Source organism: Actinomadura soli, from assembly GCF_005889715.1.
Classification (GTDB): domain Bacteria; phylum Actinomycetota; class Actinomycetes; order Streptosporangiales; family Streptosporangiaceae; genus Spirillospora; species Spirillospora soli.
In genome coordinates this window covers 1-20,687 of sequence record NZ_VCKW01000110.1, presented here as the reverse complement: position 1 = coordinate 20,687, position 20,687 = coordinate 1, and the positions used below count along the sequence as shown (strand labels likewise).

Sequence of the window (20,687 nt, the reverse complement as noted above, 5' to 3'; positions counted from 1 at the left end):
AATCACATCGTCGTCGTGGTGGAGGGTGTCGTGGCGAACCAAACCCTGGACTACCTGGTCATCGGTGCCGGTCCGGCCGGCCTCCAGCTGGGCTACCTCCTCAAGAAGGCCGGGCGGAGGTATCTGATCCTGGAAGCGGGTCCCGCACCGGGAATGTTCTTCCGGACGTTCCCGCGCCACCGCCAGCTCATCTCGACCAACAAGAAGCACACCGGGACCGACGACCCGGAGCTGAACCTGCGGATGGACTGGAACTCGCTGCTGTCGGACGACCCCGAGCTGCTGTTCACCCGCTACAGCGACCGCTACTTCCCCGCCGCCGACGACATGGTCCGCTACCTCGCCGACTTCGCCGAGCGCTGCCGGCTCGACATCGCCTACAACACCCGCGCCGCGAGCATCACGCGGGACGACCAGGGCCGTTTCGAGGTCGCCGACGACCGGGGCGAGACCCGGCGCGCGCGGCGGCTGATCATCGCGGCGGGCTTCACCCGGGCGAACGTCCCGCCGATCCCGGGCATCGAGACCGCCGACCTCTACGGCGACCACTCCACCGACCCGGCCGAGTACCGGGACAAGCGGGTGCTGATCCTCGGCAAGGGCAACTCGGCGTTCGAGACGGCGGAGAACCTGATCGAGACGGCCGCGGTGATCCACGTGGCCGGGCCGCGCTCCCTCCGGATGGCGTGGCGGACGCACTTCGTCGGGCACCTGCGCGCCGTCAACAACAACTTCCTCGACACCTACCAGCTGAAGTCGCAGAACGCGATCCTGGACGGCGGGGTCCGCCGCATCGAGCGGCGGGCGGACGGCGGCTACCTGGCCACGGTCGCGTTCACCCGCGTGGACGAGGTCACCAAGGACATCCCGTACGACCGGGTGATCGTCTGCACGGGCTTCCGTGTCGACGCCTCCGTCTTCGGCGACGGCTGCCGCCCCGAACTGACGATCAACGACCGGTTCCCGGCGCTCACGCCCGCGTACGAGTCGGTGAACGTCCCCGGCCTGTTCTTCGCCGGGACGCTGACGCAGTCGCGCGACTTCAAGCACGGGACCAGCGGCTTCATCCACGGCTTCCGGTACGGGACGCGGGCGCTGCACCGCATCATGGAGCACCGGTACCACGCGGCGGAGTGGCCGGGCCAGACGCTCACCACCGATCCGAAGGAGCTCGCGGCGGCGGTGCTGGCCCGGGTCAACCGCAGCTCGGCGCTGTGGCAGCAGTTCGGCACGCTCGCCGACATGATCGTCCTGGACGACGCCGGCGGGGCCCGCTACCTGGAGGAACTGCCGGCCGACTACCGGGACGCGCCCGTCTCCGAGGCCGGTCCTGGCGGCTTCTTCACGATCACGCTGGACTACGGGCCCGACCACGACAAGATCGACCCGTTCGACGTCTCGGTCGCGCGGATCAGCCAGAGCGACTCCGGCAGCGCGCACGAGGGCCACTACCTGCACCCGATCGTCCGGCACCACCGGGGCGGGGTGGTGACGGCCGTCCACCACGTCACCGAGAACCTCGAGAACGAGTGGACGTCCGACGAGGTCCACGTCGAGCCGCTGCGGGCGTTCTTCGCCCGGCAGACCGCGCCCGCCCCGGTCTGACCATGCGGCCGTCAAACCCGGCACCGGAACCGGCCGGCGTGCGGGAGTTCGAGGCCGCCGCCCGCGAGCGGCTCGATCCGGTGCACTACGACTACTTCGCGGGCGGCGCGGGCGACGAGATCACGCTGCGCGCCAACGAGTCCGCGTTCGGGCGGCTCGCGCTGCTCCCCCGCGTCCTGCGCGGTGTGGAGAAGCCGGAACTGGGCATCACCCTGCCGGGCGGAAGCGCGTCCATGCCGGTGCTGGTGGCGCCGACCGCGTTCCATTGCCTCGCCGACCCCGAGGGCGAGCGGGCGACGGCGCGGGCCGCCGCCACCACCGAGACGATCATGATCGTGAGCCTGGCCTCGACCGTGGCGGTCGAGGACGTGGCCGCCGCGGCGCCCGGGGCCCGGCTGTGGTTCCAGCTCTTCGTCCAGCCGGACATGGCGTTCACCGAGACGCTCGTCCGGCGCGCGGAGGCCGCCGGGTGCGGCGCGCTGGTCGTCACCGTCGACGCGCCGGTCTTCGGCACGCGCGGGCGCGACGAGCGCAACGGCTTCCACGACCTCCCCGGCGGCCTGCGCTGCGAGAACATGCGGGACGGCGACCGGATCCGGCCGATCGTCTTCTCCCCCGCGATCTCCTGGGACCACATCGCGCGGCTCACCGAGATCACGTCGCTGCCGATCGTGCTGAAGGGCGTGCTGCACCCCTCCGACGCGCGGACGGCACTCGACCATGGCGTGTCGGCGCTGATCGTCTCGAACCATGGCGGTCGGCAGCTCGACACGGTCCCGGCCACCGTCGACGTCCTGCCGGAGATCGCGGCCGCGGTGGGCGGCGCGGCACCGGTGCTGCTGGACGGTGGCGTCCGGCGCGGCACCGACGTGCTGAAGGCGCTGGCGCTCGGGGCCTCCGCCGTCGCGGTCGGACGTCCGGTGGTCTGGGGCTTGGGCGCGGACGGCGAGAGGGGCGCCGTCCGCGTCCTCGAACTCCTCCGGGCGGAAGTCGAGGAGGCGCTGGCCCTGTGCGGGGTCGCGTCCGTCCACGACCTGGAGCCCGGCATGGTGCGGCGGCTGAGACGGCCATGGTGACGGCACTGATCACGGTCACTGTGGTGGCTGCCGTGGTGGCCGCGGTGCTGAGCCTGCCGTGGTGGCTGCCCGGCCGGATCGTGGCGCTGCGCGGACGGCTGTTCGCCCGCATCAACGGCGACGAGGGCATCGCCGTCCCCGGCGACCTGATCGGCGTGGAACGCTTCAGGGAGGTGTACGGGCACCCGGCGGCGGGCGGCCGGAGCAAGGGCGCCGCGCTGTCGGACCTGTTCTGGTACTGGCTGTCGCCCGGCGCCCACGTCCACCAGGAGCACCTGGAGGCGGGCGAGCGCTACGACGAGGTCGCCCGGACCACGCGCCGGTACCTCGCCGTCCCGCGCGCGGAGGCGGAGGAGCTGGCGCACCGCTGCGTTACCCGCGTCCTGCGCGAGCAGGCCGTGCGCAAGGGAACACGGCACCGGGACGCGGCCCGGCTGGTGCGGCTGCGCGACCTGATGATGCCGGTCTGGGCCGAGTTCTACTACGAGCTGGTGTTCGGCGAGCCCTGCCCCCGGACGGCCCGCGACCTGATCGTCGGGAACGCGGACGACGTCGTCACCGCGCTGAAGTGCTGCGGGCTCCGCCACATGGGCCGCCGCCACCGCCTGACCCGCTACCTCGCCGGGCGGCTGGACGACGTCCGCTATCCGCTGCCAGAGGGGCTGTCCGGCGAGGAGCGCGCCTTCTACCTGCAGGGAACGTTCTTCAACACGGCCGTCGTGCAGATGTCGGAGGCGATGGCGCACCTGCTGATGGTCCTCGCGCGGCACCCGGACGCGGCGGCGACCGCGCTCACCGGCGACGACCGCGCCCTCGACGCGGTGATGCAGGAGACGATGCGGCTCTACCCGCTGTTCGGCGTCGCGCACCGCATCACCACCGGCGACATCGACCTCGACGACGGGACGTCCCTCCCCGAGGGCTCGGTGCTCTGCTTCGGCTACCCCGAGTTCCACCGCGCCGGGTTCGCCGACCCGGGCCGCTTCGACCCGGACAGGTTCCGCGACGGGACCGCCGCCAGGGAGCTGAACCACATCCCGTTCGGCATCGCCGCCAACCGGCCCTGCCCTGCCTGGCGGCTCGCGCCGATCACGATGCGGGTCGCGGCGCGGGAGGTCCTGCGCCGGTACGCGCTCGCCTCGTCCGCGGCGCACACCAGGTCGATGCCCAACCGGGGGCCGTGCCTGCTCGTCCCCCGCCACGCGCCCTCCGCCCGGGGGGCCCGGAAGGACGGCCGGGCCTGGACGCACCGGACCGTGCTGCTGTTCATGTGGGCAAGGGACCGCGCCGAGGACGTGTGGCGCAGCCTCGTCCAGCTCGTCCTCGGCACCTACATGGTGTGGGACGCGCGACGGCAGCGGCTCTGCGAACGCCATTTCGCACAACTGGAGACCAGCCATGCATCTTCTCGCAGCGGCACCCGCTGACGCGCTCGCATCAGCGCCCGCCGACGTTCTCGCATCAGCGCCCGCCGGTCTTCTCGCGGCGGCGCCCGTCGATCCCAACCTCGCGCTGACGCTCAAGGTGCTGCCCGCGCTCGTCGTCATCCTGATCGCCGCGGGCGTGTGCGGGCGCCTGGCGCGGATGGTCGGCCAGCCGCGCGTGCTCGGCGAGATGGTCGCCGGCGTCCTGCTCGGCCCGACCCTGTTCGGGGCGGTGTGGCCGGACGCGCAGGAGGAGGTGTTCCCCGACGAGGTCGTCCCGACCCTCTACATCGTGAGCACCATCGGGCTGACCCTCTACATGTTCCTCGTCGGCGCGGGCCTGGACCACGGCGCCCGGACGCCGGGCGAGGGGAAACGGGCGTCGGTGCTGGCCCTGTCGGGGATCCTGCCGTCGCTCGTGCTCGGCTTCGCCGTAGGCGCGATGCTGTGGGGCACGCTCTCGCGGGACGACGTCGGACGCTGGCAGTTCGCGCTGTTCGTCGGCGGCGCGCTGTCGCTGACCGCGTTCCCGATGCTGGCCAGGATCCTCTACGAGCGCGGCCTGGAGAACTCGCAGCTCGGACGGCTGTCGCTGCTGGCGGCGTCCATCGACGACGCGGCGGCCTGGTGCCTGCTCGCCGTGCTGTCGGCGTGGCATCTCGGCACGGGCTCGGGCTCGGCGCTGCGCACCATCGCGCTCGCGGCCGTGTTCGCGGCGGTGATGCTGCTGGTGGTCGCGCGGGCGCTGCGCCCGCTCGGACGGGAGGTCGCCCGGACGGGCACGCTCAGCGCGACCGCCCTGTACATCGTCGTCATCGTGCCGCTGACGGCGGGCTGGATCACCGACTGGATCGGGGTCTACTCGGTGTTCGGCGGGTTCATCGCCGGGCTCGCCATGCCCCGCGACCGGGCGTTCCGCGAGGCCCTGCACGCGCGGATGATGGGCGTCGTCTCGACGCTGCTGCTGCCGGTCTTCTTCGCCTTCTCCGGGCTGAACACCGAGCTCGGCGGCATCACCGGCGTCACCCTGGTGCTCGCCTTCCTCGCGATCATGGCCGCCGGGTTCTGCGGGAAGTACTTCGGCTGCGCGCTCGCGATGCGGGGGCTCGGGTTCGGCTGGCGCGACTCCTACGCGGTCGGCGGGCTGATGAACGCGCGCGGCCTGATGATCCTCATCTTCATCAACATCGGGCTGGCGCAGGGCATGATCACCCGGGAGCTGTTCGCGATGCTGGTGCTCGTCGCGGTGATCACGACCGCGGGCGCCGTCCCGCTCTACCGGCTGGCGCTGCCGGAGCGGCTGGAGCGCGACCTCGTCCCGGAGGAGAAGGAGCCCGCCGCGCAGCCCGCCTGACGGCCGCGCCGGCGGGCGCCGACCAAGACGAGCACCGGGCCGCTTCGGTTCAAATTTAAAGAAAATTGTCCAATACTGTCCGGGCTCTGGTGGCCCGGCGGCGGCGGTGGGAGCGTTGGACCGTGGCCGACCCAACGGGCCCCGGCGACCCGCCACGCCGGCTGTTGATCGTCGAGGACGACCGCGAGCTCGCCCGGATGCTCGGCGGTCTGTTCGCCGAGCATCGATACTCGGTCGACCTCGCGGCCGAGGGCCAGCGCGGGTTACATCTCGGGCTGAGCCGGGACTACGACGCGCTGATCATCGACCGCGGGCTGCCCGTGCTCGACGGCGTCGAGCTGCTGCGCCGGCTGCGCGGCCGGGGCATCACCGCCCCCGCGCTCGTGCTGACCGCGTACGGGTCGCTCGCCGACCGGGTCGCCGGGCTGGACGCGGGCGCCGAGGACTACCTCGTCAAGCCGTTCGAGATCGACGAGCTGCTCGCCCGGGTCCGGGCGCTGCACCGCCGGCACCTCGACCGGGCGCAGGTGCTGCCGCTCGGCGCGGGACGGCTCGACCCGCGCTCCCGGCTCGTCAGCCTGCCGACCGGCGAGCACGTGGAGCTGTCCGGGCGGGAGGCGCGGCTGCTGATGGCGCTCGCGACCCGTCCCGCCCAGGTGCACACCCGCGCCTCGCTGCGGCAGCGGGTGTTCGACGAGGCCAGGACGGAGTCGATCGTGGACACCTACGTCTACTACCTGCGCGCCAAGCTCGGCGCGGACGTCGTCCGCACCGTGCGGGGCGTGGGATATCGCCTGGGCAAGCTGTGAACGGGCGGGACGTCATCGATCCGGACCGGCGGCTGCTCGCCCGGGCCCGCCGCCGCGTCACCGTCCAGATCGCGGCGGCGCTCGTCCTGCCGCTCGCCGCGCTCGGCGCTCTCGGCTACCGCCGGGCGGCCGCCCGGCTCGACACCGCCGCCCGGCGCAGGCTCCGGCGGCGGCTCGCCGCGGCGGAGGTCGCGGGCCTGCCCGTCGCGCTGCTGACCGGCCGCGCGATCGCCCGCCGGACGCTCGCGCCGCTGGAGGAGGCCCTCGACCGGCGCCGCCGGTTCGCGGCGGACGTCGGTCACGAGCTGCGTGCCCCGCTGACCCGCCTGCACACCCGCGCGCAGCTCGCCGCGCGCAGCCTGCGGACCGGGGCGGACGCCACCGCGGACGTCGACCGGCTCGTCACCGGCACCCGCCAGCTCGGCGAGATCGTCGAGGACGTGCTGGTGTCGGCCCGGCTCGGCCGGCGCCCGGCCGCGCTCGGCCCGGTCGACCTCGGCGCGCTCGCCGACGAGCTGGCGGCGGCCGAGGCGGCCCGCGCGCTGAAGCGCGGCGTGACGATCGAGGTCGGGCCGGACGGCGGCGGGCACGGGCACGGCGGTCGGCACGGACACGGCGGCCGGGCCGGGTACGGCGGGCTGGGCGGCGGTCGGTTCGTCGTCCGGGGGTCGGAGCCGGCGCTGCGGCGGGTGCTGTCCGCGCTGGTCGACAACGCGGTCCGGCACACGCCTCCGGGCGGCCGCGTCCTCGTGACGCTGTCGCGCACGCGGGCGGCGGTGGAGCTCACCGTCCGCGACGACGGCGACGGCTTCGACCCGCGGGACGCCGAGCGCCTGTTCCACGGCTTCCCCAACGGCTCGTCCGGCGGGCCCGGCGTCCCCAGAGCCCCCGGCGGGACGGGCCCGCCCGGCGGTACGGCCGGTTTCGGCCTCGGTCTCGCCCTCGCCCGCGAGGTCGTGGACGGCCACGGCGGCACCATCAGCGCGGACGGCCGTCCTGGGGCCGGTGCGGTGTTCACCGTCCGCCTCCCTGCGGCCCCGCACGGATATGCCCAAACCGCTTGTGATCTCCCTCACCCGCCGGGACACTGAAGCCAATTCCACCCCCCGCGCCGTTCGCGCATTCTTCTCGTTCGCGCATTTTTCCTGGAGGCATCATGTCCGTGCAGGTGATCACCGAGGCGGAGGAGGCGCTCGGGCATCTGGAGCACCTCACCGCCGAGCTGCGCTCCCGCGGCTGGACGGTCGAGGTGGCCGCACCGCACGACCGCCGGCCCTCCGCGCTCGTCGCCGACCCGCGGACGCCGGCGCTGAACGAGAGCGTCATCGCCACCCGGGAGCGGCCGGACGCCGGCTGGTCCTACTTCTACGCCTGGGGCGAGCGGATCGCCTCCTGCGCCGACCCCGCGGCCGCCGCGGCCGCGCTCGGCGGCGTCCTCGCCGCCCGCCGCGACAACTGATCCGCTCGTCGCACGGGCCCCGCCTCTCGCAGACGGGCCGGGTGAGATTCCCCGCCGGGTGGGCATGATCGTGAGCCACCGAGCAGCGGGCACCGAGGCCGAACACGGTGCCCGCGGCGCTCCCGCTCGACTCCCGCAACCCGGAGGACCGTCATGCGACCATCCGTCCGCGCCGCCGTCCCGCTGGCGGCCGCAGGCGCCGCGCTCGTCACGTTCGCCAGCCCCGCCATGGCGAACGCCGGCCAGGACAGGATCGAGGTCGAGGGCCCGTCCTACGTCTACGACCAGGCGTACAAGGACGTCAAGACCAAGATCACCGTCGTCCGTGACAAGGACACGACGAGCGTGCTCCTGCGGGCGACCGGATTCCCGGCGGATGCCGCCGGGAAGAAGTTCGGTGTCCACGTCCACGTGAACCCGTGCGGGCCGAAGGGCGAGGACGCCGGGCCGCACTACATGAACCCCGACGGCCCCCACGACCTGCCGATGGAGCACATGGAGATCTGGCTCGACGTCACGGTCGCCAAGGACGGCACCGCCCACTCCGGCGACGTCGTGCCGTGGCGGGTCGCCGAGAAGGCGGCCGGTTCGGTCATCGTCCACGCCCTGCCCACCGACCCCGCCACGGGCGGCGCGGGCGCGCGGAACATCTGCACCACGGTGCCCTTCTGAACCACAGAGCCCTTCTGAACCACAGGGCCTTCTGAAACTCAGGGGCCCCCGAGCATCTCGTTCCAGCCGGGTGAGCCGACCCGCCGCCGACCTGGCCCAGCGGCGGGTCACTCCGGACTCGCGGCCGCAAGGCCGAGCCTGCGGCGGGGTCAGGCCGACTTGCGGCCGCGGCCCTTCGCGGGCTCCTTCTTCGTCCCGGACTTCGACGGCGGCTTCCGCGCGGCGGGCTTCTTCTCCGAGGACCGGGACGACCCCGCGGCCTTCCCCTCCTTCTCGCCGCGGCTCTTCTTCGCCGCCTCGACGCTGGCGCGCAGCGCGCTGAGGAGGTCGGCCGCGGGCTCCTCCGCGGCCTCCTCGGCCGGACGCGCGACCTCCCTGCCCTCGACCTTGGCGTCGATCACCGCCTGGAGGGCCTCCCGGTAGGCGTCCTTGTACTCCGACGGGTCGAACTCGCCCTCCATCGACTCGATCAGCGAGGTCGCCATCGTCAGCTCCTGCTTGCGGACCTCGATGTCCTCGTCCAGGAACGCGAAGTCGGGGGTGCGGACCTCGTCCGGCCAGAGCATGGTCTCCAGCACGAACACGCCCTCCCGGACCCGCAGCGTCGCCAGCGACTCCCGCTGCCGGATCGCGATCTTGACGATCGCGACCTGCCCCGAGCTCTCCAGCGCGTCCCGCAGCAGCACGTACGGCTTCGCGCCCTGCGTGTCGGGCTCCAGGTAGTACGACTTCGCGAAGTAGATCGGGTCGACCTCCTCCCGCTCCACGAACTGCAGGACGTCGATCCGGCGGCTGGACGAGAGCGGCAGCTCGGCGAAGTCCTCGTCGGTGAGCACGACCATCTCCCCGCTCGGCAGCTCGTACCCCTTCGCGATGTCGGAGTACGACACCTCCTCGCCGTCGGCCGTGCAGACCCGCTTGTACTTGATGCGCGCCCCGTCCTCCCTGTGCACCTGGTGGAAGCTGACGTCCCTCTGCTCGGTCGCCGAATACAGCTTCACCGGTATCGTCACCAGCCCGAACGAGATGGCGCCCTTCCAGATACTGCGCATGACCAGTCCTTACCCAGTGCGTTCCGGCCACTAGCGTCGCAATCGCGTTCGATTTGCGCCACAGCGGGCCCTTGATCCTTTTCCGTGGGGCGGGACCGGGTAAGACGCCGGTATGACCATGCCGTGGCCCGTTGAGCCGATGATGGCCGCCACCGGGGACCTCCCTTCCGACGGCGAGAAATGGGGTCTGGAGCTGAAGTGGGACGGCGTCCGCGTCCTGTCGCACGTCTCCGCCGACGGCGTCCGGGCGGGCGGCCGGCGCGGCGGCGACGTCACGAGCCGCTACCCGGAGCTGTCCGCCCTCGCCGACCTCCTGCCCACCCACGACGTGATCCTGGACGGCGAGGTCGTCGCCTTCGACGACGGCCGCCCCAGCTTCGAACGCCTCCAGCGCCGGATGCACGTGGCCCACCCCGACCCGAGACTGATCCGCGAGGTCCCCGTCAGGTACGTCGTCTTCGACGTCCTGTACCTGGACGGGCACCTCCTGTACGACATGCCGTACTCCGAGCGCCGCACCCTGCTGGCCGACCTGGACCTCGCCGGAACCGGTCCGGTCGAGGTGCCCCCCTACCTGCACGGAAGCGACACCGACCAGGTGAGCGAGCTGCTCGCCTTCACCCGCGAGCAGCACCTGGAGGGCGTGCTCGCCAAGCGCCTGACCTCCCCGTACCGTCCCGGACGCCGCGTCGACTTCTGGCGCAAGGTGAAGAACTTCATGACACGCGAGGTCGTCATCTGCGGCTGGAAGCCCGGCAAAGGACGGCGCGAAGGCGGCGTGGGCTCGCTGCTCCTCGGCGAGTACGACGTCAAAGGGATGCTCGGCTTCGTCGGGCATGTCGGCACCGGCTTCTCCGACCGTGCCCTGGACGAGCTGTACGAGACGCTCTGGCCGCTGCGCCGTCCGACCAGCCCCTACGACGAGGCCGTCCCGCGCGAGTTCGCCCGCGACGCGCAATGGGTCGAGCCGCGGCTCGTCGGCGAGGTCGCCTACAGCGCCAGGACCAGGGACGGCCGCCTGCGCTTCCCGTCCTGGCGCGGCCTGCGCGACGACAAGGACCCTCTGGAGGTCACCAGTGAACAGTGACCGTGGGATGCGCCCATGAACGCCAAGCGGACGCCCGTGGAGGTCGACGGACGCAAGCTGTCGCTGTCCAACCTCGACAAGAGCCTCTACCCGGATTTCACCAAGGGCGAGGTCATCGACTACTACGCCCGCATCGCCCCGGTGATGCTGCCGCACCTGAAGGACCGCGCCGCCACCCGGATCCGCTGGCCGGACGGCGTCGACGGCACCAGGTTCTTCGAGAAGAACGCGCCGTCCCACACCCCGGACTGGGTGCGGACGGCGACCATCCCGACGCCCGGCAGCTCCACCGGGCGCGACACGCTCGACTTCGTCGTCGTCGACGACCTGCCGACGCTCGTGTGGTGCGCCAACCTCGCCGCGCTGGAACTGCACGTCCCGCAGTGGAAGGTCGGGCCGCGCGACAAGGTGCACAATCCCGATCTGGTGGTCTTCGACCTGGACCCGGGCGCCCCGGCGACGATCGTGGAGGCATGCGAGGTGGCGCACCTGCTCCGCGACCTGCTCGCCGAGGACGGCCTGGAGTCGTACCCGAAGACGAGCGGCAAGAAGGGCCTGCACCTGTACGTGCCGGTCAAGGAGCCGAAGAGCGCCGAGAAGACGTCCGAGTACGCCAAGGCCGCCGCGCAGCGCCTCGCCGAGGAGCATCCCCGCCTCGTCGTCGCGAAGATGGACAAGCGGCTGCGCAAGGGCAAGATCTTCGTCGACTGGAGCCAGAACAACCCCGCCAAGACGACCGTCGCCCCCTACTCGCTGCGGGCGGCGAGCCGTCCGTCCGTCTCGACGCCCGTCACCTGGGACGAGCTGGGCGCCTGCGAGAGCGCCGCCGACCTGACGTTCACCCCCGCCGGGATGCTCGACCGCGTCGAGGAGCACGGCGACCTCCTGGAGCCGCTACTGAAGGACCGCCAGCCCCTCCCCTGAAGCCCTCCGCGACTCCCCTGCAGCGCTTTGGCCCACGCCGAGTGCCCTAAGTGGCCGAACCGGCACTCTCCGCCGCCGGGTTCCGCCACCATGTCAGGGGGGACAGCAGGTGGCCGGAAGGGGAAGAGAAGTTGTCGCAGAACCACTACGACGCCGTGGTGCTGGGCGGGGGCACGGCGGGCGAGCTGGTGGCGTCCGGCCTCGGCCGCGCCGGCCGCGACGTCGCGCTCGTCGAGAACCGCCTCGTCGGCGGGGAGTCGCCGTACTTCGCGTGCGTGCCGTCCAAGTCGCTGCTGCTGTCGGCGCGGCGCGGCGAAACCTGGGAGATGGCCGTCGCGCGCCGGGACGAGCTGACCGGCCGCCGCGGCGACGATCCGGCCGTCGCCCGGATGGCGGAGGACGGCGTGACCGTCCTGCGCGGCCGGGGCCGCGTCCTCGAACCGGGGCGGATCGAGGTGGACGGCCCGGTGAACGGCGGGGTCCACGGCTTCGGCGACCTGGTCGTCTGCACCGGCAGCGAGCCGGTGATCCCGCCCATCGACGGCCTCGCCGACGTCCCGGTGTGGACGAGCGGCGAGGCGCTGTCCGTCCCCGACCTGCCGCGCCGGCTGGTGATCCTCGGCGGCGGCCCGGTCGGCTGCGAGATGGCGCAGGTGTACGCGGCGTTCGGGTCGCAGGTGTCGGTCATCGAGGCGTCCGGGCGGCTGCTGACCGCCGAGGCGCCGTTCGCCGGTGAGGTGCTCGCCGACGCGCTCCGCCGGATGGGTGTCGACCTGCGGCTCGGCGCCGCGCTCGCCAACGTCGAGCGCAAGGACACCGGGCTGCGGCTGTGGCTGTCGGACGGCGGCACGCTCGACGCCGACCGCATCCTCGTCGCCGCCGGACGCCGTCCCCGCGTGGAGGGCCTCGGCCTCGAACACCTCGGCATCGCGGTCTCGCCCGGCCAGGGCATCCCCGTGGACGACACATGCCAGGCACAGTCCGACACGGGGGGTGTGTGGGCGGCAGGGGACGTCACCGGCGTCGCGCGCACCACGCACGCGGCCCGCTACCAGGCGCGGGTGGTGCTGTCCAACCTCCTCGGGCAGCGCCGCGAGGCCGACTACCGCGCGATCCCCCGCGTCGTCTACACCACGCCCACCGTCTACTCCGTGGGCGTCACGCCGACGCAGGCGGCGGAACTCGGCATAGACCTCCTCACCGCCGGGTACGACCTCGCCGCGACGGCCCGGGCCGCGGTCGAAGCCGACGAACGCGGCCGGGTGGAGCTGTACGCCGACCGCTCCCGCGGGCTGCTGATCGGCGCCGCCGCGGCCGGACTCAACGCCGAGGAGTGGATGAGCGAGATCGCGCTGGCCATCCGAGCGGAGACGCCGCTGAGCCTGCTCGCCGACGTCGTCCACGCGTTCCCGACCTACGGCGAGTCCGTCGAGGCGCCGCTCCGGGAACTGGCCGGGCACGTGTGAGGCAGCCCCCCACATGGACGCGTGAGGAGGACCCGCTGATGAGCGAGACCGACGACCTGGAACAACCGGCGCCCGACGAGGCCGCCGGCGCGGGCGAGACCCGTGAGGCCAACGAGGCGGACGCCGCCGAGCAGCGCGCCGCGCTCGACGAGGAGGAGGGCCCGCGGGAGTGGTTCGCGCAGGTCCCGGACGACGTCAACGAGGCGGACGCGGCAGAGCAGCGCCGCGAGGTCCGCCTCGACGAGGACGACTACCGCTGACCGGACGCGCACCCGGCGGGCGGGAGGCGCGGCTGCCCGAAGATCGGGGTGGGGATGCCCGCGCCCCCGCGCCGGAAATAGACTGACCTGCGTGAAGGACGTCGGCGGGCTTTGCCCGTGACCGGCGGAGTTACTCACGCGTAGGATGATGGGATTGTTCCCGCGCGGCGGACGCCCCCCATCCGCCGCACACATCGGTGATCGGAGAGTGTGGTGACCGCGACCCCGGACGCACGCCCCCGCGGCACGAGGCTGCCGCGGCTGGCGCGCCGCAGGCAACTGCTCGGCGCGGCCCAGGAGGTGTTCGTCGCGCAGGGATACCACGCCGCGGCGATGGACGAGATCGCCGAGCGTGCGGGCGTCAGCAAGCCCGTGCTCTACCAGCACTTCCCGGGCAAGCTGGAGCTGTACCTCGCCCTGCTGGACGAGCACGCCGAGGCCCTGGTGAAGATCGTCCGCGAAGCGCTGGACGCCACCACGGACAACAAGCTGCGCGTCCAGGCGAGCATCCGGGCCTTCTACGACTTCGTGGCCGGCGACGGCGAGGCGTACCGCCTGGTCTTCGAGTCCGACCTGCGCAACGTCGCGCCCGTCCGGGCCCGCGTCGACCGCGCCAACCAGCAGTGCGCCGAGATGATCGCCCAGGTCATCGCCGAGGACACCGACGCCCCGAGCGCCGAGGCACACCTGCTCGGCATGGGCCTGGTCGGCATGGCCGAGGTCAGCGCCCGCTACTGGCTGTCCCAGCACCGCGCCATCCCCAAGGACACCGCCGAGAAGATCATCGCCCGGCTGGCCTGGCGCGGCATCTCCGGCTTCCCCCGCGCCGGCGACAACGCCTGACATCGGCCCGGCCGGGCCGCCCGGCCAGGCCGGTTTCACCCTGGGCCGAACCCCGCGACGGCGCATCGGCCCGTCCGCATGCGAACATCGAGATCGAGACGGGCCCGCCGGCGGTCGGCGGGCCGTGACGGACGACGGGAGCAACGCGTGCAGGTTCACATCGGCGTGCAGAACGTTCCGAAGGAACTCGTGGTCGACACCCGGCAGTCGGCCGACGAGGTGCAGGCCGCGCTGGCCGACGCGCTCTCCGACCCGCACGGGGTGTTCGTCCTCCAGGACCGCCGCGCCGGCCGGGTCCTCATCCCCGCCGGGCGGGTCGGCTACCTGGAGATCGTCGAGGACGAGCAGCGCAGCGTCGGCTTCGGCACCTAGCACCCCGGAGCGGCCCCCACGCCGTGCGCAGGAGCGGCTCCGCGCCGCGATTCGCCACTTGGCGGAGGCTTGACCTGCGCTTTGTTTGATCCTGGCACCCAGGGCACATCGATCTTCGACCACGGGCCATCGGCCCACGGAAGAGGAATGGATGATCGACATGCTCACGACGATCCTCTGGTTCATCGTCGTCGGTGCCGTCGTCGGAGCCCTGGCACGGCTGCTCGTCCCCGGTCGCAACCCGATCGGCGTCCTGCTCACGGTGCTCGTCGGGATCGCCGGCGCCATCGTCGGCGGGGTCATCGCGGACGCGCTCGGCGCGGGCGCCTTCATCGCCTTCGTGTTCGCCGTGCTGATCGCCGCGCTCGGCGTGGCCACGCTGGCGTCGGCGAACACGCGCGGCCTCGGCCGGCGCCGCAGCCCGCTCAGCCGGCGCCACGGCTGGCGCCCCCGCCGCCGCACCTACTAGTCAGGCCGGTCAGGCCGCCCCGGAGCGGGACGCCCCGCAAACCGTCCCGCTCCGGAAGGCCGAAGCGACCAGGCCGAAGGCCCCCGCCTGCTGCCGGCGGGGGCCTTCCCCGTCCCCGGACACGCCGGTGTCCGGAAGTGGCCGTTCCGCGGGCGCCGCCGGCAGCCCCGTCACACGCGTCTCCAGCGGCGCATAGGCCCTGGCGAGCACGTCGCGGAATAGATCAAACCATGCAAACGTTGGGTCTACTGATCGGGTATTGGTGTATGCAATCAACGGTCGGTACACTGCGTCGCGGAGTGTGACCGCACGCAGCCACAGCGAGTGACTGCTTTCGACCCCTGACTGCGGTCGCCGGAACATTTTGAGCAACGGCTGGTCCCTCCCGCGCGAGCGCGCGGCCATGAGAAGAGCGATCGGCGGGCGCGCCCGAAACGGCGCCGCCCTCCGATGGGCCGCGCCGCACCCGGGAGTGGAGACCCCGCATATTGGAGGCTGAAAGCCCTGACTACCTTTCGTGAACTCGGGGTCGTCCCCGAGATAGCAGATGCCCTTGAAGCGGAGGGCATCTCCGAAGCGTTCCCCATCCAAGAGCTCGCCCTGCCGATCGCGCTGGGCGGACACGACATCATCGGCCAGGCCCGTACGGGCACCGGCAAGACCCTCGCGTTCGGCGCCGCGCTGCTGCAGCGCATCGAGCACGGCGGGCGCGCCCCGCGCGCCCTCGTCGTCGCGCCGACCCGCGAGCTGGCCCTCCAGGTCACCGACGACCTCCTCGTCGCCGGCGGCAAGCTCGGCTCCCGCGTGCTGTCGGTGTACGGCGGCCGGGCCTACGAGCCGCAGATCGCCGCACTCCGCGAGGGCGTCGACGTCGTCGTCGGCACGCCGGGCCGGCTGCTCGACCTCGTCAAGCAGAAGCACCTCGACCTCTCCAAGGTCGAGATCCTGGTGCTGGACGAGGCCGACCGCATGCTCGACCTCGGCTTCCTGCCGGACATCGAGCGGATCATCGAGCGGATCCCGGCCCAGCGGCAGACGATGCTGTTCTCCGCGACCATGCCGGGCGAGATCGTCGCGCTGTCGCGCCGGTACCTGACCCGCCCGACCAACGTCCGGGCCGAATCGCACACCGAGTCGGACGCGACGCCGCAGGTCGTCCAGCACGTCTTCCAGGCCCACCAGATGGACAAGCCGGAGATGCTGGCCCGCCTGCTGCAGGCCGAGGGCCGTGGTCTGACCATGGTCTTCTGCCAGACCAAGCGGGCCTGCGACCGGGTGGCCGCCGACCTGGCACAGCGCGGCTTCGACGCCGCCGCCGTGCACGGCGACCTCGGGCAGAGCCAGCGCGAGCGCGCGCTCCGCGCGTTCCGCAACGGCAAGATCGGGGTGCTGGTCGCCACCGACGTGGCCGCCCGCGGCCTCGACGTCGACGACGTCACCCACGTCGTCAACTACGAGTGCCCCGACAGCGCCGACACCTACGTGCACCGCATCGGCCGGACCGGCCGCGCGGGCAAGGAGGGCGTCGCCGTCACGTTCGTCGACTGGTCCGACATCACCCGCTGGAAGCTGATCAACGGGACGCTCGCGCTGCCGTTCGCCGAGCTGGAGGAGACGTACTCCACGTCCCCGCACTTCTTCGCGACGCTCGGCATCCCCGAGGGCACGAAGGGGCGGCTGCCGGCGGAGCTGCGGAACGGGCGCGCCGGGCTGGACGCCGAGGAGCTGGAGGACATCGGCGAGACCGGCAAGGTCCGCAGCCATGTCCGCGCCGGTGACCGTGACCGTGACCGGGAGCGCCCGCGGCCCCGCCGCCGCAAGCGCAGCCGGGCGCGGACCCGCGCGGGCCAGCCGGTGGAGGCGACCGCGTCGGAATCGGAGGCCCCCGCGGCGGACGACAACGTCGTCGACGCCGTCGCCACCGAGCGCAAGCGCAGCCGCGGCCCCCGGCGCCGCACCCGCGCGGGCAAGCCGGCGGCCGACACCGCCGAGTCCCAGACCGCCTAGCCGACGGAGCCGACCGCGAGACTCCCGCCCAGTCTCGCGGTTTTCTCTTGCCCGCCTTCAGCGGGCCCGCGCAGGGTCAGCCGTCGCGCAGCTTGAGCGCCGTGGCCGGATGATCGGTCACGAGGACGGCGACCCGAGGATCGCGCAGGAACCGCTGCATCACGGGCTCGGCGTTGACCGTCCACACCATGGCGGGAATCCCGGCGCGGCCGCATTGCCGCAGCACACCCACGCGGGCCAGCCGGTAGTTGACGGCGACCATGTCGGCCCCCGCCTTCCGGATGAGCCGCAGCGGTGCGAAGTCATGCGCGACCCCGCGTTCCCACAGGTTGCGTCCCACCGACAGCGCCGTCCGGACGCCCGGGAAACTCTTCTTGATCTCCACGAGCGAGAGCACCTCCCGGGTGGTGACGACGAAGCCGTCCCGCCCGAACGCCTCCATGGCGAGCGCCACGGTCTCGTGCTCGCAGCCGCGCTCCTTCAGGTCCAGGTGGCCCCGCGCATGTCCCGCGATGATGTCCATGGCCTCGCTGACCAGCGGGATCGGGCGCGGTGACAGCTCCTGCGCCCGCTCGTAGCCGAGCCGCTTCAGGGGGAGGCCGGCGAGGTCCGGGTCGTGATGGACGACGAGCCGCCCGTCCCCCGTCCGCCGGATGTCGATCTCTACGTACTCGGCACCGGACTCGACGGCCTCGGTGAGACCCGTCAGGCCCGCTTCGTCGCGGCGATGCGCGGAGACGGCAGGCTTGGGACGCACTCTGCGACGCTACCACCGGAAGATCTTCACCCGGGCCCCGCTCTGACGCATTGACTATGGTGGTCACCTGTGAGTACGCCCCGGTTCCTGAAGCTGCCCCCTGGTGTTCGCCGGACGACCATCGAGACGTCCCGCGGCCCCTTCGCCGCCCTGGAGGCCCTTCCGGGATCCGGTGTGCCCGAACGCCGTCCCGCCCTCCTCGTCCCGGGCCTGACCGGCAGCAAGGAGGACTTCCTCGCCGTCCTGCAGACCCTCGCCGCGTCCGGGCGCCGCGTCGTGTCGATCGACATGCGCGGCCAGTACGAGTCGATCGGCCCGGACGACGAGTCCGCGTACACCCGGGCCGCGCTGGGCGAAGACCTCACCGCCCTCCTCGAAACGCTCGGCCCCGACCCCGTCCACCTGGTCGGGCATTCGTTCGGCGGGCTGGTGAGCCGCGAGACGGTGCTCGCCGACCGGGTCCGCCCGGCATCGCTCACCCTGATGAGCTCCGGCCCGTGCGCCGTCACCGGCCAGGCCGCGACGAAGGCCCAGTCGCTGCGCGACGCCGTCCCGCAGCTCGGCATGCAGGCGATCTGGGAGATCGCCCTGGAGCCCGACTACACCGGACGCGGCCTCGAACCGGAGATCGTCGCCTTCATCAAGGCCCGCACGCTCGGCAACTCCGAGACGGGCCTCGCCTGCATGGCCAACGAGATCCTCACCTCCCCCGACCACGTCGAGGACCTCGCCAAGCACTGCGCCGACACGAGCCTGCGCACCCTCGTCCTCTACGGCGAGAACGACGACGTCTGGGAACCGGCCGCCCAGGCGGCGATGGCCGAGCGCCTCAACGCGTCCAAGGTGGTCATTCCCGGCGCGGCCCATTCCCCCGCCTGGGACGCGCCCGAAACCACCGCGACGGCCCTGACCGCGTTCTGGAATCAGGCAGAACACCCCTGCCGGTAAGAAAACAGACAGCGATTGATCACGTTCCGTGATGCACCCCCTCCTCTTCCTGCATTGACCACGGTCGGCTATTGGAAGACTGCTCGCTGAAGCCGGATTCGACCTAGGCTGGGCACATGCCGGTGGACTACCGAGCCCCCAACATCAACGCCCGGAGCCTGGGGCAGCACCTAAGGAAGATCCGGGAACTCCTTGAGCTTTCCTACCTCGACGCGGCGTCCCACCTCGGCCGCAACGCCGACTGGCTCGCGCGCGTCGAGACGGGCTTCGGTCAGGTCACTCCCGCCGAGATCGGCGAGATCCTGGACGCCTACGGCGTGCCGCGCAAGATCCGCGACGTCCTGGTCGACCTGGCGTCCCGCCCGGACGGCCCGCCCTGGCTCGCCGGACACGTCGGCAGGCTGAAGGCGCTCGTCCGCGACCTCTACACCGTCGAGTCGGAGTCCTCGCTCGTCCACACCTTCGGCATCGCGCGGATGCCGGAGCTCGTGCGCTGCGAGGCGTACGCCCGCCTGGTCTTCGGCTACCACCTCCCCAGGCTGGACGTGGAGCAGGAGCTCGACCTGCTCCGCAACCGCCAGCAGCACCGTCCCGGCGGCCTCCCCCGGACCCTGGACGTGATCCTGGACGGGTACATGCTGGAACGCCACAACGGCCCCGCGGACGTCATCCGCGCCCAGTTCACCCACCTGCTCGACCTCTCCGACGACGGCCGGTCGACCGTCCGCGTCATCCCGACGTCCAACGGCGTCCACGCGGGGCTCCACGGCTCCTTCGACGTGTTCGAGTTCCCCGACATCACCGACCGGATCTCCGTCGTCTACACCGCCCTCGGCATCGACGCCTCCCCGGTCGACCTCTGGGACACCTGGAAAAAGCTGGAAGAGGTCGCCCTCTCCCCCGAAGACTCCCGCGCCCTCCTGGAAGCCCACCGCGACGCCCTGAACCGAAAGCGCCCGGCCCCCAGGTGACGCCGTCCGACTCGACCGACGTCAACGGTCGCTAACTGTCCCGCGCGGCTTCCAGGTGTCCACGCACCAACTCGGTGATCGGGTGGTCGCCGCCGAGCACCCGCTCGCAATCGGCGAGGGCCTCCTCATAAAGCGGAATCGCACGCCCCAGATCGCCAACACCCTGGTATGCGTAGGCGAGATTGTTTCGGCAGGTCAGCGTCTCGGGGTGGTCGTCGCCCATCGCCCGCTCGGTGGCGAGCAGAGCGCGCCGGAAGTAGGTGAGGGCGCGATTCGCCGCCCCTTGGCCGTCCAGGAAGAAGGCGGCCCCGTGGAGCAGGAGCGCGGTGTCGATCGTGTCGGTGTCCGTGGTGGTGCGGTCGGCCAGGGCGGTGATGTGGGGAAGCAGGTTCTCCCAGGCAGGCCACTGGGCCGGGTCGCTGGTCCCGGCGGGACGGGCGTGGTTGAGCAGGGTGGCGGCCTGGGTGCGGGCGTGGTCGATGTCGTCGGGACGGCGGTGGGGGTCGCCGTCGTATTCGACCGGGCGAGGGTCGGGGGTTCGTTCGGGCGACGGCTTGCACCAGGCGATGCACGGTGGGTCGCCCAGCGGGCCGGGCAGGCCGCGGGGGATGTCCTCGGGCGCCCACCACGCCAGGACGTGTAGCAGGTCCCCGGTCAGCGGTTCGGTTGCGGCCAGGTGGTCCAGGGTGAGGCGCCAGATCTGGGCGATGGTGCGTTGCGGATCAGCGCCGCGGGCGGTCTGGCCGTACAACGCCGCCGGGTCGGTGCGCAGCAGTTCCAGATAGGCCGCCGGGGACGGGTGCGTCTGCCGCATGTACGCACCTGCCTGCTTCACGGCCAGGGGCAGATGGCCCAGCTCAGCGCACAGCTCGGCGGCGCCGTCCAGATCGCCGGCAGGGCGGCCGTCGGCGACGATGCGGGCGATCAGTTCCCGTGCCGCGGACGGGCTGAGCACGTCCAGCTCGATCAGCGCCGGGACGAGGTCGTACCAGCCTTCCCGCAGCCGGTGTGCCACGGGTCATCTCCGGCACCAGCATCCCGGCCAGCTCCGCCAGCCCCGCGGTGATGCCCGCCGTGGAGTCGGCGGTGATCCACCACGTCAGGACGTGGGCGTCGGCGCGCCGGTGCACCC

21 protein-coding genes are annotated in these 20,687 nt (G+C 72.4%); 18 read left to right on the top strand and 3 right to left on the bottom strand.

Going from position 1 to position 20,687, the window contains the following annotated elements; translation table 11 throughout:
• The first annotated feature begins 30 nt into the window (after nt 1–30).
• The 8 genes from ETD83_RS21555 (at nt 31) to ETD83_RS21520 (ending at nt 8,399) form a co-directional block, all read left to right on the top strand.
• Nucleotides 31–1,605: an NAD(P)-binding domain-containing protein gene (locus ETD83_RS21555; RefSeq protein ID WP_230421066.1), complete on the top strand. Its 1,575-nt coding sequence runs from the start codon at nt 31–33 to the stop codon at nt 1,603–1,605.
• A 38-nt stretch (nt 1,606–1,643) separates the two neighbouring features.
• Nucleotides 1,644–2,681, top strand: coding sequence for an alpha-hydroxy acid oxidase (locus tag ETD83_RS21550; protein WP_205717804.1), 1,038 nt, complete (start codon nt 1,644–1,646; stop codon nt 2,679–2,681).
• 23 nt (nt 2,682–2,704) lie between these two features.
• Nucleotides 2,705–4,108 (top strand): cytochrome P450, encoded by a 1,404-nt coding sequence (locus ETD83_RS21545; protein WP_205717803.1) that lies wholly within the window; start codon nt 2,705–2,707, stop codon nt 4,106–4,108.
• Nucleotides 4,080–5,459 (top strand): cation:proton antiporter, encoded by a 1,380-nt coding sequence (locus tag ETD83_RS21540; RefSeq protein ID WP_138646942.1) that lies wholly within the window; start codon nt 4,080–4,082, stop codon nt 5,457–5,459. Before ETD83_RS21545 ends, ETD83_RS21540 begins: the two co-directional genes overlap by 29 nt.
• 122 nt (nt 5,460–5,581) lie before the next feature.
• Complete coding sequence (locus ETD83_RS21535) at nt 5,582–6,268, top strand: response regulator transcription factor (RefSeq protein ID WP_205717802.1); 687 nt, start codon at nt 5,582–5,584, stop codon at nt 6,266–6,268.
• Complete coding sequence (locus tag ETD83_RS21530) at nt 6,265–7,359, top strand: sensor histidine kinase (protein WP_205717801.1); 1,095 nt, start codon at nt 6,265–6,267, stop codon at nt 7,357–7,359. Before ETD83_RS21535 ends, ETD83_RS21530 begins: the two co-directional genes overlap by 4 nt.
• A 65-nt stretch (nt 7,360–7,424) precedes the next feature.
• Nucleotides 7,425–7,727, top strand: a complete 303-nt coding sequence (locus ETD83_RS21525) for a hypothetical protein (protein ID WP_138646941.1) — start codon at nt 7,425–7,427, stop codon at nt 7,725–7,727.
• A gap of 153 nt (nt 7,728–7,880) precedes the next feature.
• The gene (locus ETD83_RS21520) at nt 7,881–8,399 is read left to right on the top strand and encodes a superoxide dismutase family protein (RefSeq protein WP_138646940.1); all 519 of its coding nucleotides are present in this window, start codon (nt 7,881–7,883) and stop codon (nt 8,397–8,399) included.
• A gap of 149 nt (nt 8,400–8,548) precedes the next feature.
• On the opposite strand, the gene ku is transcribed toward ETD83_RS21520, so the two are convergent.
• Entirely contained in the window at nt 8,549–9,451 is a 903-nt protein-coding gene (gene ku / locus ETD83_RS21515) for a non-homologous end joining protein Ku (protein ID WP_138646939.1), read from the bottom strand.
• A 112-nt stretch (nt 9,452–9,563) separates the two neighbouring features.
• On the opposite strand from ku, the gene ligD (ETD83_RS21510) reads away from it, so the two are divergent.
• The 8 genes from ligD (ETD83_RS21510) (at nt 9,564) to ETD83_RS21475 (ending at nt 16,879) form a co-directional block, all read left to right on the top strand.
• Entirely contained in the window at nt 9,564–10,538 is a 975-nt protein-coding gene (ligD, locus tag ETD83_RS21510) for a non-homologous end-joining DNA ligase (RefSeq protein ID WP_138646938.1), read from the top strand.
• Nucleotides 10,539–10,553: 15 nt separating this feature from the next.
• On the top strand, nt 10,554–11,462 hold the full coding sequence (gene ligD, locus ETD83_RS21505; RefSeq protein WP_138646937.1) for a non-homologous end-joining DNA ligase: 909 nt from the start codon (nt 10,554–10,556) through the stop codon (nt 11,460–11,462).
• Nucleotides 11,463–11,593: 131 nt separating this feature from the next.
• Nucleotides 11,594–12,928, top strand: a complete 1,335-nt coding sequence (locus tag ETD83_RS21500; RefSeq protein WP_230421065.1) for a dihydrolipoyl dehydrogenase family protein — start codon at nt 11,594–11,596, stop codon at nt 12,926–12,928.
• Nucleotides 12,929–12,966: 38 nt separating this feature from the next.
• The gene (locus tag ETD83_RS21495; RefSeq protein ID WP_138646936.1) at nt 12,967–13,188 is read left to right on the top strand and encodes a hypothetical protein; all 222 of its coding nucleotides are present in this window, start codon (nt 12,967–12,969) and stop codon (nt 13,186–13,188) included.
• A gap of 213 nt (nt 13,189–13,401) precedes the next feature.
• The gene (locus ETD83_RS21490; RefSeq protein WP_138646935.1) at nt 13,402–14,031 is read left to right on the top strand and encodes a TetR/AcrR family transcriptional regulator; all 630 of its coding nucleotides are present in this window, start codon (nt 13,402–13,404) and stop codon (nt 14,029–14,031) included.
• A 147-nt stretch (nt 14,032–14,178) separates the two neighbouring features.
• Nucleotides 14,179–14,403 carry a DUF3107 domain-containing protein gene (locus ETD83_RS21485; RefSeq protein ID WP_138646934.1) on the top strand — a complete coding sequence of 75 codons (225 nt, stop codon included), beginning with the start codon at nt 14,179–14,181 and terminating at the stop codon, nt 14,401–14,403.
• Between the two features lie 151 nt (nt 14,404–14,554).
• Nucleotides 14,555–14,872 carry a GlsB/YeaQ/YmgE family stress response membrane protein gene (locus ETD83_RS21480; protein ID WP_205717800.1) on the top strand — a complete coding sequence of 106 codons (318 nt, stop codon included), beginning with the start codon at nt 14,555–14,557 and terminating at the stop codon, nt 14,870–14,872.
• A gap of 450 nt (nt 14,873–15,322) precedes the next feature.
• On the top strand, nt 15,323–16,879 hold the full coding sequence (locus tag ETD83_RS21475) for a DEAD/DEAH box helicase (protein ID WP_138646933.1): 1,557 nt from the start codon (nt 15,323–15,325) through the stop codon (nt 16,877–16,879).
• A gap of 76 nt (nt 16,880–16,955) precedes the next feature.
• Here ETD83_RS21475 and ETD83_RS21470 read toward each other — a convergent pair whose 3' ends face one another.
• On the bottom strand, nt 16,956–17,636 hold the full coding sequence (locus ETD83_RS21470) for a glycerophosphodiester phosphodiesterase (RefSeq protein ID WP_138646932.1): 681 nt from the start codon (nt 17,634–17,636) through the stop codon (nt 16,956–16,958).
• A gap of 69 nt (nt 17,637–17,705) precedes the next feature.
• Between ETD83_RS21470 and ETD83_RS21465 the strand changes: the two genes are divergently transcribed.
• Entirely contained in the window at nt 17,706–18,584 is an 879-nt protein-coding gene (locus ETD83_RS21465; RefSeq protein ID WP_138646931.1) for an alpha/beta fold hydrolase, read from the top strand.
• A gap of 116 nt (nt 18,585–18,700) precedes the next feature.
• Nucleotides 18,701–19,555 carry a helix-turn-helix domain-containing protein gene (locus ETD83_RS21460; RefSeq protein ID WP_138646930.1) on the top strand — a complete coding sequence of 285 codons (855 nt, stop codon included), beginning with the start codon at nt 18,701–18,703 and terminating at the stop codon, nt 19,553–19,555.
• Nucleotides 19,556–19,586: 31 nt separating this feature from the next.
• Here the strand turns inward: ETD83_RS21460 and ETD83_RS21455 are convergent, their stop codons facing one another.
• On the bottom strand, nt 19,587–20,570 hold the full coding sequence (locus ETD83_RS21455; RefSeq protein ID WP_138646929.1) for a tetratricopeptide repeat protein: 984 nt from the start codon (nt 20,568–20,570) through the stop codon (nt 19,587–19,589).
• Between the last annotated feature and the right edge of the window lie 117 nt (nt 20,571–20,687).